This is a genomic window from Bacillus sp. M5A3_1b (assembly GCF_053345335.1).
Map to the genome: position 1 here is coordinate 414,961 of NZ_JBKEZY010000003.1, position 11,812 is coordinate 426,772.

Consider the following 11,812-nt stretch of genomic DNA (forward strand, 5'->3'; position numbering starts at 1 on the left):
TCTGAATTTTATCCCCTGTCTTCATTATATAATGAGTGAGCATTCAGTCAACAGTTTTTTTGTTATACAACAACATATTTTTTAATAAAGCTGTTTATTTCGGTGAAACTATAAAGTGAAACTTTAATCCGTAGGGGGTTGTTTCCTCTCGCCTGATTCCTTTAAGTAAGCCTAATTTTTAAGTAGGAGGCTTACCGCCCCTTAATATGGGATAAGGTGAAGCCAATCGGGATTTTCCGGGCAGCCAGTAAAATGAAGGCGAAAAGAATGCAAAGGAGGGAATTCACTTATGTTCTTCTTATCTCTCTTGTTAATATGCGTTACTCTTTGGATCACAATTGACCTTTTATATGGGAGGATTCTTCATTTAAAGCGTGTGCGCTCTCGTACTTTCCCTTTACGTCAAAGTAATTTTCACCTTTATACATACGGGCAAGATTTATATGATGCTTTATTTACTGATATACAACAAGCAAAGCACCATGTGCACGTTTTATTCTTCATTGTAAAAAACGATAAAATCAGTCGTGAATTTTTAAAGTTACTTATCGATAAGGCACAGGAAGGAATTGAAGTAAGACTTTTACTCGATCAATTGGGAAGCCATTATTTATCAAACGAGGCAATTCGTTCCCTACAAAAACACGGCGTCTCTTTTTCATTTTGTCATAAAGTGAAATTTCCTTTTCCGCTCTTTTCTGCAAATCAAAGAAACCATAGAAAAATTACAGTTATTGACGGGAAAATTGGTTATATTGGTGGGTTTAATATTGGAGAAGAATATTTAGGGCATAATCAAAAATTAGGATTATGGCGCGATTATCATTTACGCCTTACAGGAGAAGGAATACAAGATTTACAAAAGCAATTTTTACATGATTGGCTCGACGATACGAACCAAAATTTATTAGATTCACCTCTTTATTTTCCTAAGCAACAACCAGGAATCATTCTACATCGTTTTATCCCTACTGATGGTGCCTATTTGCAAAATACATTTTTACATTTAATCGAAAGTGCGGAAAAAGAACTCTTTATCGGTACACCATATTTCATTCCTGGGAAGAAAATTATGAATGCATTATTAAAAGCGCGAAAACGTGGGGTCCAAATCACGGTTCTCGTTCCAGAAAAAGCGGATCACGCCCTTGTTCGCGAAGCAAAATTCCCATATTGCCGAAAGTTAATACAAGCTGGGTGTAATATTTACGCATTTCAACAAGGTTTTTTTCACGCTAAAGTTATTATAGTCGATGATTATATTTGTGATATTGGAACTGCAAACTTTGATATGAGAAGTTTATATATTAACCATGAAATCAACTGCCTTTTATATGATAAACATTTTATACAAACAGTAAAAAACAAATTCCATGAAGATCTAGAAAATGCGTCATTACTTTCCTTTAAAGATGTTAGCCCGCATTCTCTTATTGATAGGGGAAAAGAATGGGTAGGAACGATACTTGCTTTCTTTCTATAGGAAAGATAATGGATAAAGGAGATGTATTCATTATGATTATGCGTTTCGGATATGTCTCGCATGCAATGGCACTCTGGGACTGTTCTCCGGCTAAAACGATGACATTTACAAGCTTTCAAAAGCTTAATAAACAAGAACGAGAAGATAAATTATACGATGTTACACGGCAAAATCTCGAGCATACAATACGTATTCTTCATTACAATATAGCGCATGAAATTCCATTATATCGCTTATCTTCTTCCATCGTCCCACTTGCAACGCATCCCGAAGTCGAGTTTGATTATATCGGGGCATTTACACCGCTTTGGCGTAAAATTGGGGCATTAATTAAAGAACACAATTTACGAGTAAGTTTTCATCCAAATCAATTTACGCTATTTACAAGCGACAAGCCACATATTACAACTAACGCTATTACAGATATGGCCTATCATTATAAAATATTAGATGCAATAGGAATTGCAGATTCTTCTTATATTAACATCCATGTAGGTGGTGCCTATGGAAATAAAGAACAGGCGGTTGGACGTTTCCATGAAAACATAAAAAAACTTCCTGCACATATAAAAGAGCAAATGACGCTTGAAAATGATGATAAAACATATACAACTGCTGAAACTTTATCGATTTGCCAAAAAGAAAAGATTCCATTCGTATTTGATTATCATCATCACATGGCAAACCTTTGCGAAGAACCGCTAGAAGTATTACTCCCTGCAATTTTTGAAACTTGGTCACATACAAATGTCCCTCCTAAAGTTCACATTTCCTCCCCTAAATCAAAAAAAGAATTTAGGGCTCACTCTGAATATATTGATTTAGAGTTTATTAAGCCTTTCTTACACATTGCAAAAAAAATCAACCATAATTTCGATATTATGATTGAAAGTAAACAGAAAGATTTAGCAATGCTGCAATTAATACATGAATTATCCTCTATAAGAGGGATAAAAAGAGTAAATAGCTCAACATTACAATGGTAAATTGTAATGTTGAGCTATTTTTTTCAAAAAAAGTAATTTTTATAGTAAAAAACAACCTATTGTATATGCTATGATTGGAATTAGCATTTTCCACCTGCGATTCAACTTTATTGAAACGGAGCCATAATATGATTAATCAAAAAAAATATGTACACTTTGTCACGATGTATATAATTATATTTTCCCTTTGGATATTCCTTATCCCTAAGGACTTGAATATAAAAGAAATTGGAATTCTCTTCTTATTTTGTTTTGCTGCACTCTTTTCTTGCTATTGCTTATATAAAGCTATTAAGAAAATGAAGCGTAGTGATAAATTATTTTGGGTTTTATTACTCTGCACTTGCATATGCGGACTAACTATGGAAATAACTTTATTCCTTCATTCACTTTCTATATATGATCAAGTCATATTCTCATATAAGGCATTGCCCTTTTTCATCATACAATATATTTTGCTCTTTTCTGGGTTTGCTATCAAATTCATAAAACATTACTCTATTAGAGGCCTTGCTCAATTTTCATTCGATAGCATCTTTATTGTTATTATGAATATTTATTTTACCTTAACTTTTATTTTGGACCTCTCAAGCTTTCGTATGTTAACAATAGATCACTGGGTTTTAATTGGATACTTTATTGCACAAGCATTAGTAATTTACGCCGTTATTAGCCTATATAGACGAGAACAATATTCTGCTAGCAGAATTTCATTAATTATCGGTTTTACTATCATACTTGTGTACGGATATATACATCTGTTCCAACTAAACATGGGGATGAAAACTTCTTCTGAAGTCTCTTATTTAGTACATACTGCTTCAATTTTATTAATTGGTTTATCTTCCATACTATACATTTTGGACAAACCAATGCAGCATGAAACGAAAACAAAGTATTATCGATTTGATTATGTGCGCTTTATATTACCCTATTTCAGTATAATCATTACTTTTTCCTTTATTCTTATTCAACCTTGGGATGATAAGTTCATGCTAATCGGTCTAGTATTATCACTCATCTTATTATTCCTACGACAACTTTACATGTGGAAAGATAATCAAGCACTAATCGATACATATGAACAGTTGACTACACAACTAGAAGGCAAAGTAGAAGAGGGTGCATCTGCGTTATCAAAGAGTGAACAACGCTATAAATCATTATTCGAAGATCATCCTGATGCCGTTTTCTCTTTAAATATGGATGGTATTTTCCAACAATCTAATACAGCTTGTGAAAGCTTATTTACTGCCTACTATTGTGAAGTAGAAAGCTATTCTCTTCTACACTTTATTGACTCAAAAGACCATGATCTACTAAAGAAAGCTTTACAAATAACAAAAGAAGGTAGACCACAAACTTTAGAAGTTCGCACAAAAGAAAAAGAAGGCTACTACTATTACCTTCACGTTACACTCATCCCTACTTTCATAAACAAAGAAGTTGTTGGGATGTTCGGCATAGCACGTGATATTACAACTTTATATGAAAAACAAAAACAAGTAGAACATTTAGCCTTTCATGATGCACTGACTGGATTACCAAATCGCCGAAAGTTTGAAAAAGATTTAAAGGACATTTTAAATATAGCTCAAACTAGCGCAAATGATGTTGCCGTCATGTTCCTTGATTTAGATCGATTCAAAAAAATTAACGATAGACTTGGTCACGACGTCGGAGATCTATTATTAATTGAAGTAGCAAAAAGGTTACGCAGTTGCTTGCGTTCGAAGGATATCGTTGCTCGCCAAGGCGGAGATGAGTTTACAATTCTATTACCAGATATGTACTCAGAAAAAAGTGCTGCTTTTATAGCTGACCAAATTTTAACCATTTTAAACAAACCATTCTTCATTAAAGACGAAGAACTATCTATTACACCGAGTATCGGTATTGCCATGTATCCTGATTACGGAACCGATGTTACTGAATTAATGAAAAATGCCGATATGGCTATGTATCGCGCGAAAGCAAATGGGAAAAACAGATTTGTTTTCTTCTCAAAAGAAATGAGTATCGCCCAAAATGAGAGTAACTTCTTAGAAGGAGAACTTTCAAAAGCATTACAACAAAATGAATTTTTCCTTGAATACCAGCCACAAGTAAGCACAGTAACAAAACAAATTATCGGTTTTGAAGCATTAATTCGTTGGAAGCATCCAAAACTCGGCATCGTATCTCCTGCTCAATTCATTCCGCTAGCGGAGGAAACAGGATTTATTATTGAACTTGGAAATTGGATTTTACGTACCGCTTGCTTAGAGGCAAAAAGATGGCATAATCAAGGTTTTTCTCACTTGAAAGTTGGTGTAAATTTATCTGTTGTTCAATTTAACCATACAGATTTAATCCCTACTATTTCAAAGGTGTTAGAAGAAACCGAACTAAAATCAGAAGCACTAGATATCGAAATTACAGAAAGTATCGCCATTAATCAAAATCAATCTGTAGTTGCAAAACTAGAACAGCTTCAAAATCTCGGTATTCAAATTTCAATTGATGACTTTGGAACTGGCTATAGCTCTTTAGCTTATTTAACAAAATATCCAATCAATACATTAAAAATTGCTCGAGAGTTTATTTGTGGAATTACAAATAGCCCTTTAGAGGAAGCGATTATCTCCTCCATCATTACACTATCTAAAGAACTAAATTTAGAAGTTATTGCAGAAGGTGTAGAGACGGAAGAACAATGGAAGTTTTTATATGAACAAAACTGTGACCACATTCAAGGATTCCTTATTAGCAAGCCTGTTTCTAGTAAAGATGTTTGGAGGTTACTCCACAAAAAAACAACCGTCTAAGTAAGACGGTTGTTTTTTAATATTCAAAAGGTAGATCTCCTGCTAATTGTACCTCTTGATCATTATGAGAAATTACTTGGCTTTTCTCTAATGCTGTATCACCTAATGAAATACCCCATGCCATTGCTAACGTTAATAGGCTACCAATAAGTAGTTTCTTCATATTCCATCACCCACATTTTTTATTTTAATATATCATGAAATTTTATCCATATCCTATGCAATTATGCATATCCATTTTTTGGGTTATTTATCTGCTGATTTTATCTGCGAGCGCTTCTTTATATGCATGCATCTCTAATATATCAAAAAAGAAACTTGCCTTTTTATATGCATCTTCAATCTCTGCCTCATCATACCCCAATTTTCCTAGGCATTCGCCCCTTTGATAATATAACTGTCCAATTAATGCCATACTATTAATTCGGCATGATATTTCAATTGCCTTATTTACTTGATAAAGTGACCCTTCATATTGCTCGTCTAAGTATAATGCTTTTGCATGATTATATCTTACCTTCACGTCGAATTCTTCATTATCATGCAATGTCTCTAATTGTTTTAATATATCTTCAAATAACTCAATACTTTTCTTAAAATAATTATTTTCAGCATAAATATTTGCAATTGCATTCTCTATATAGAGATTTTGGTATACATCTATTCCAGCTAATTGTTGGTTTAACAGTTTTTTTAATTCTAAAATACAATATTCGTAATCGATTTTCTTCAATATGTAAGCTGCTACATGATATTGCCATTGAAGAAACTGTTGGAATTCAGGATGATATTCTTCCTTTTTTAGCTCATTCCATACTCTATTATAAATCTCTTTATATTTTTTTTGCTTACACAGCATAATGACTTGATCTTTAAACTGTTTTTTTCTCTCAATATTCGAATAAATGAGTACCTCATAAAAATGAATAATGGGAACTTGTAACTTTGCTGCAATACCTTGCAATATATCCATACTTGGGTATACTGCGCCCGATTCAATTCGGCTCACTTCCGATTGATGACATATGTTATCGGATAACTGTTTTTGTGTTAATCCCCTCATTACCCTAATTTTTTTAATTTCACTTCCTAGTTTTTCTGCGTGCATACTTACTCACCATCCCATTATAACAATCTAATTTTTTGAGTTGTCATACCACTACAATAATGTGAATTCGACAATTTTTGATATGAAATAATGCATAATATATATAAAATTCGGCAAATTTTTCATACAATCCATCTCACATAATATAATAGACTAGTAATTTTATAGATAAATTATAGAAAATTTGCCCGTGCTTTCGTTACATTCGGTCTTCTTTATCCTTTATCAGCAGAAGCTATTTACACCCAAGAACTAGATAGAAATGAAGTAAAAGTTGAAATCGCTCAGCCTAGTTTAACGATTTAAAAATTAACAAAACCTCAAAATGATACGAAAGAGAATATTGCGAAAAAGTATTTAAAGGGTGAGATAAACGAGGCTAAAGCTCAACAAGAGTGAGTGACAACTGAAATGAATGTAGATTCCCAACCTACAGATAAAGAAACAAAAGAAAATCAAACCGAAGTTCGCCTTGCACAAACTTACAAAAATTATAAAGTATATGCTCAAGATCTTATTGTAAAAGTAGATAAAAATGGAGTAATTACAACTGTTAGTGGTAAAATTGCCCAAAATTCAGACCAACAACCTAATCTTACTATAACAAATTTTTTGTCGAAAAATGAAGTAAAATCTAAATTACGCGATATACTTCAAATTCTGAGCGATGCGACTGCGACGAAACTCTCTATTGAAATACTTGTTTATAAGAAAAAAAGAAGTTTACCACTCATAGGTAAACTTCTTTTCATATCCATCCCTTTTCTTCCGCAATTGTAATTGCCTCAATTCTATTTTTCGCATCTAGCTTCGTTAATACTTCAGAAATATAATTACGTACTGTACCAGGCGAAAGATAAAGTGCCTTCGCAATTTCATTTGCCGTCTTTCCTTCTTTCGCAAGTAGCAATACTTCTTTTTCACGATCTGATAACGGATTTTGCTCCTGCCATAAGCCGAACATTAAATCTTGAGAAATCTCTCGTTTGCCTTTCATTACATTACGAATCGACGCAGCTAAATCTTCACTTGGGCTATCTTTTAATAAGTATCCGTGCACGCCAGCTTTCATTGCTCGTTCAAAATATCCAGGGCGCGCAAATGTTGTTAAAATCATTACTTTGCATTCTGATTTTTCTTTCTGTAACGTTTCCGCAACATCTAATCCGGTTTGAATTGGCATTTCAATATCCATAATGCTTACATCAGGTTGTAGCGATTCAATTAGTTTTAGCGCTTCTTCCCCGTTCGCAGCTTGCCCAATTACTTCAATATCATCTTCTAGATCAAGTAAGGCCCCTAATGCACCACGAAGCATCCGCTGATCTTCTGCAATAATAATTCGAATCATGCCCTCACCTCATCTTTTCCTGTTCTAATAACAACTGGAACTTTTACTGTTAATAGTGTCCCTGGATTGATCGTACCCAGTTCAACAAACCCATCAATAAGAGCGATGCGCTCCTTCATACCACGAATGCCATTTCCATCATGGTTTTGATCTGCTAAACCAACTCCATTATCTTCTACTGTCAAAATTAATTCACCTTGTGATTCTAGTACAGAAACTGTGCAACGCGTCGCCTTACTATGCTTTACAACATTCGTCACAGCCTCACGTAAACACATTCCTAAAATATTTTGTTCAATGGGTGATAACGAACTTGCACTCGTTTCTTGTTTTATTTCTAATTCAATAGTAGCCGCTTGTAAGATCGCTTTTATTTGCTCAAGCTCTTCTTCTACTGTAATCATACGCATATCAGAAATTAGTTCCCTTAGCTGCTTTAAAGCGGTACGAGATGTTTGTGTAATTTCCTTTGCTTCCGCACTTGCACGCTCCGGATTTTTAACAATTAACTTCTCCACGAGCTGGCTTTTTAAAGTAATGAGTGATAACGTGTGCCCTAACGTATCATGAAGATCTCTTGCAATTCGCTGCCTTTCTTCACGTTTTACTAAGTCTTTAATTTGCTCATTCGCTTCGTTTAATTGATTTCTTAATATCTTTTTTTGATTAAAGTTGCGCATCCCGAATGGTGTAATAAGCATTAAAATAAACATCGGAACGATATTCACTAAACTTGTAGTTGATATTTCATTCATATTTACAAATATAAAAATTCCAAGCATTACAGCTAACAAACTTAACAACACTCGAAACTCTTTCTTATTTGGCGCAAACCCTATCGCACTTGCTGTGAAAAAACCAAAGAATATCATGAAGGCATTATAATAAAAAGCAAATAACAGTGTGAGTATCATTTGCATACATGCCCATAAAACGAAAGTCTTATTAACAAAATAAAGTTGACGGTATGTGATAACAAAAAGTATCAACATACCGCTCCCCATTACAAGCTTCCATCCCGATGCTTGTGCTAGATGGTAAATTGGAAATAACAGATACACAAGCCACATATACGGGAAGAAACCCATCTGTTTCGGAAAAATCTCAATCCTCTTCTTTTCTATCATTTATACCGCTTCCTGTCTTTTTCTTATATATATTGATATTACAACAAATATAAGGAAATAACCTCCTAATACCGCGATATTTTCCCAACCAACTGATTTCCCAGCTACAATATCCCATGCACCGCTTCCGAAATGATATGTTGGCGTCCATTCACCAATCGTTCTTAATATCTTCGGGAATACTTCGATGGGCATCCATAGACCACCAAGAATTGCTAAACACATATTTAAAATGTTTGCTAATCCTGCTGCCGCATCCGCTTTCTTAATAGAACCTATTACTGTCCCTAATGCTAAAAATGGTGTCACACCTAACAATAACCATAATCCAGCACCAATCCATTGCCCTACAGTTAACTCAACATGATTAATTAATATTCCTGCGATAAAGATCACTAAGATTGAAAAAGCATTTACTACTGTTTGAGAGATAATCTTAGCTGTTATATATGCCCCCTCTGGAAGTGGCGTAATTTTTAATAAATGCGTCCACCCTTGCCCCTTTTCCTGAGAGATTCTTACACCGAAACTAAAAAGTGCTGTACCTACAATACTGAACGTCGCCATTGAAATTAAATAATGTGCTTTCCATGCATCTCCATTTTGTGGAACTTGAACAACATTGGTAAAAATGTAATAAAACATAACTGGCATTAATAATGAGAAAAAGATAAATAATTTATTACGAAATGTACGTAAAATTTCTATTTTGCATTGCATCCATAAAGCTCTCATGCGATTTCCTCCTTCTGATTTGCGACAAACTGTTCAAATGCTTCATCAAGACTTCCACGTTCAACTGAAACATCTGTTACAGGTAAGTTCTTTTGATAAATTGCTTTTAAAGTTTCATCTGTATCTTCAGTTATTAAAGTAAAGTGCCCTTCGTTTGACTGTACTTCGGTTACGTTTGGTAATTCTTTTAGTAATTTTGCAGGAATACTTTCCTTCGAATAAAACTTGATTGTTTTTCGTGAAATCGTCGCTTTCATCTCATCTGGTGTACCATCTGCGATAATCTTTCCATTCGCAAACAATAAAATACGATTCGCCAATGCATCCGCTTCTTCTAAATAGTGCGTCGTTAAAATAATTGTTTTTCCTTCACTTGCTAACTTTCGAATTGTTTCCCAAAACGTTCTTCGAGACGTAATATCCATTCCAACTGTCGGCTCATCTAAAAATAACAAATCAGGATTTCCTGCAAGTGCGAGCGCAAAATTTAACCTTCTCTTTTGACCACCTGATAATTTCTCACATCTTTGCTTTCGCTCTGATTCTAAATTTGATAACTGTAGTAACGTTTCTTTCGCTACCGGATTCGTATAATAACTACGAAATAACTCAATTGCCTCTTCCACCGTAATGCTATCAATGACACTTACTTCTTGTAACATCGCACCGAGGCTATTACGAACATCTCTATGTTTGGGACTCTTTCCAAATATAGAAACAGTTCCTTCCGTCGGATCCTTTAATCCAAGCATCATCGACATCGTCGTTGTTTTTCCTGCACCATTCGGTCCAAGTAGTGCTACTATTTCTCCTTTATTCACATGAAATGAAACGTTATTTACTGCCTTTTTATATTTAAATGTTTTAGAAACACTATTTACTTCTATAATCTTTTCCATCTCTCCACCCCCGCTGTTTCTTATATTTACATTGTACGTGTTGGAAAACTTAGGAAACAGTATGATGCGTCATGACATCGATATGACAATTGTCATGTATTCCTTATGAGAGGAATCAACCTACATACCGCAAGCTAGTAGCAGGACAAAAATAAACATGATACAATCGGGTAAGATATACATTCGAGGAAGGACAGTGGTTTTCATGATTATTCGTAATGAACAAGATTTAGAAGGCTTACGAAAAATCGGCCGCATCGTTGCACTTGCACGTGAAGAAATGAAAAAAGAAGCGAAGCCAGGTATGACAACGAAAGAGCTTGATTTGATCGGTAAAAAAGTATTAGATGAGCATGGTGCTATTTCTGCACCTGAAAAAGAATATGATTTCCCAGGTGTAACTTGCATCAGTGTAAACGAAGAAGTTGCTCACGGTATTCCAGGAGATCGCGTATTAAAAGAAGGCGACTTAGTAAATGTCGACGTATCTGCTGCACTTGATGGCTATTATGCAGATACAGGTATTTCATTTGTACTTGGAGAAGATGAAGCAAAAGAAAAGCTTTGCCAAGCAGCGGTTGATGCATTTTGGGCAGCAATGAAAAAGGTGAAAGCTGGTTCCAAACAAAACCAAATTGGTCGTGCTGTTTCAAACTTTGCACATAAAAATGGATATAATGTAATTCAAAACTTAACTGGTCACGGTATTGGTCTTAGCTTACACGAAGCACCAAACCACATTTTAAGCTACTTTGACCCAATGGATAATGCGCTTCTAAAAGACGGTCTTGTTATCGCTGTAGAACCATTCATTTCTATGAAGGCTGATCACATTATCGAACGTGGCGATGATGGTTGGACATTTGTTACACCTGATAAAAGCCTTGTTGCACAATGTGAACATACAGTTGTCGTAACACGCGGCGAGCCGATAATCTTAACAGAAATATAAAAAAGAACCGCTTCTTAGTAGGAAGCGGTTCTTTTTACATACTTTTTTGAAAAGAGGCAATACGGTTGAACTCTTTTTCATTTACGTATATAATTTTTAACGAAGGTGATTGATGATTATCTCTAATAAAAGATGATCAAGGGAGTACCTTCTTTTTTATTTAATAGCATCGATTAAAGTAATGCGTTCTATTTATTATAAAACGCTATCTTCGCTTTAATCTACAAATTGTATACTCTTTTAGACAGTACATATTTTCTTCATCCTGACCAAATCCAAGCTACATTTTATTACTACCTCAATAAGATTTTTTTACAATAGGATACATTATTTTGGTTAGCATGTATCGTAAAACTCACCTTTA

General features: G+C 34.4%; 10 protein-coding genes and 1 pseudogene. 5 read left to right on the forward strand and 6 right to left on the reverse strand.

The features are described 5' to 3' along the window. Positions 1-289 precede the first annotated feature (289 nt). From cls to ACLBWW_RS11825, 3 genes are all read left to right on the forward strand, one after another. Positions 290-1,483 (forward strand): cardiolipin synthase, encoded by a 1,194-nt coding sequence (cls, locus tag ACLBWW_RS11815; protein ID WP_048542720.1) that lies wholly within the window; start codon positions 290-292, stop codon positions 1,481-1,483. Between the two features lie 32 nt (positions 1,484-1,515). Further along, a complete protein-coding gene (gene uvsE, locus ACLBWW_RS11820; RefSeq protein WP_048542874.1) occupies positions 1,516-2,469 on the forward strand; it encodes a UV DNA damage repair endonuclease UvsE in 954 nt (317 codons plus the stop codon). Between the two features lie 128 nt (positions 2,470-2,597). After that, on the forward strand, positions 2,598-5,276 hold the full coding sequence (locus ACLBWW_RS11825) for a DUF4084 domain-containing protein (protein WP_098633346.1): 2,679 nt from the start codon (positions 2,598-2,600) through the stop codon (positions 5,274-5,276). Positions 5,277-5,292: 16 nt separating this feature from the next. Here the strand turns inward: ACLBWW_RS11825 and ACLBWW_RS11830 are convergent, their stop codons facing one another. Further along, complete coding sequence (locus ACLBWW_RS11830) at positions 5,293-5,439, reverse strand: quorum-sensing peptide PapR (RefSeq protein WP_000734732.1); 147 nt, start codon at positions 5,437-5,439, stop codon at positions 5,293-5,295. A gap of 87 nt (positions 5,440-5,526) precedes the next feature. Continuing rightward, positions 5,527-6,384 (reverse strand): transcriptional regulator PlcR, encoded by an 858-nt coding sequence (gene plcR / locus ACLBWW_RS11835; RefSeq protein ID WP_000542917.1) that lies wholly within the window; start codon positions 6,382-6,384, stop codon positions 5,527-5,529. A gap of 168 nt (positions 6,385-6,552) precedes the next feature. Here plcR and ACLBWW_RS11840 point away from each other — a divergent pair. Next, a pseudogene (locus ACLBWW_RS11840) lies at positions 6,553-7,101 on the forward strand (M4 family metallopeptidase); the annotation flags it as partial. Positions 7,102-7,132: 31 nt separating this feature from the next. Here ACLBWW_RS11840 and ACLBWW_RS11845 read toward each other — a convergent pair. The 4 genes from ACLBWW_RS11845 to ACLBWW_RS11860 are packed head-to-tail and all read right to left on the reverse strand — an operon-like array spanning position 7,133 to position 10,496. Continuing rightward, complete coding sequence (locus ACLBWW_RS11845; RefSeq protein ID WP_098633345.1) at positions 7,133-7,735, reverse strand: response regulator transcription factor; 603 nt, start codon at positions 7,733-7,735, stop codon at positions 7,133-7,135. Beyond that, positions 7,732-8,862, reverse strand: a complete 1,131-nt coding sequence (locus ACLBWW_RS11850) for a sensor histidine kinase (RefSeq protein WP_048542724.1) — start codon at positions 8,860-8,862, stop codon at positions 7,732-7,734. Before ACLBWW_RS11850 ends, ACLBWW_RS11845 begins: the two co-directional genes overlap by 4 nt. Continuing rightward, complete coding sequence (locus ACLBWW_RS11855) at positions 8,863-9,597, reverse strand: ABC transporter permease (RefSeq protein ID WP_048542727.1); 735 nt, start codon at positions 9,595-9,597, stop codon at positions 8,863-8,865. After that, positions 9,594-10,496, reverse strand: a complete 903-nt coding sequence (locus tag ACLBWW_RS11860) for an ABC transporter ATP-binding protein (RefSeq protein WP_048542728.1) — start codon at positions 10,494-10,496, stop codon at positions 9,594-9,596. Before ACLBWW_RS11860 ends, ACLBWW_RS11855 begins: the two co-directional genes overlap by 4 nt. A gap of 157 nt (positions 10,497-10,653) precedes the next feature. On the opposite strand from ACLBWW_RS11860, the gene map reads away from it, so the two are divergent. After that, positions 10,654-11,448, forward strand: a complete 795-nt coding sequence (gene map / locus ACLBWW_RS11865; protein WP_002096176.1) for a type I methionyl aminopeptidase — start codon at positions 10,654-10,656, stop codon at positions 11,446-11,448. The last annotated feature ends 364 nt before the right edge of the window (positions 11,449-11,812 follow it).

What these genes read in the sequence shown, in the direction of transcription:
- ACLBWW_RS11855 (WP_048542727.1), bottom strand. Translation starts at nt 9,597, where the DNA reads ATGAGAGCTTTATGGATGCAATGCAAAATAGAAATTTTACGTACATTT.
- cls (WP_048542720.1), top strand. Translation starts at nt 290, where the DNA reads ATGTTCTTCTTATCTCTCTTGTTAATATGCGTTACTCTTTGGATCACA.
- ACLBWW_RS11850 (WP_048542724.1), bottom strand. Translation starts at nt 8,862, where the DNA reads ATGATAGAAAAGAAGAGGATTGAGATTTTTCCGAAACAGATGGGTTTC.
- ACLBWW_RS11830 (WP_000734732.1), bottom strand. Translation starts at nt 5,439, where the DNA reads ATGAAGAAACTACTTATTGGTAGCCTATTAACGTTAGCAATGGCATGG.
- plcR (WP_000542917.1), bottom strand. Translation starts at nt 6,384, where the DNA reads ATGCACGCAGAAAAACTAGGAAGTGAAATTAAAAAAATTAGGGTAATG.
- ACLBWW_RS11825 (WP_098633346.1), top strand. Translation starts at nt 2,598, where the DNA reads ATGATTAATCAAAAAAAATATGTACACTTTGTCACGATGTATATAATT.
- map (WP_002096176.1), top strand. Translation starts at nt 10,654, where the DNA reads ATGATACAATCGGGTAAGATATACATTCGAGGAAGGACAGTGGTTTTC.
- ACLBWW_RS11860 (WP_048542728.1), bottom strand. Translation starts at nt 10,496, where the DNA reads ATGGAAAAGATTATAGAAGTAAATAGTGTTTCTAAAACATTTAAATAT.
- ACLBWW_RS11845 (WP_098633345.1), bottom strand. Translation starts at nt 7,735, where the DNA reads ATGATTCGAATTATTATTGCAGAAGATCAGCGGATGCTTCGTGGTGCA.
- uvsE (WP_048542874.1), top strand. Translation starts at nt 1,516, where the DNA reads ATGATTATGCGTTTCGGATATGTCTCGCATGCAATGGCACTCTGGGAC.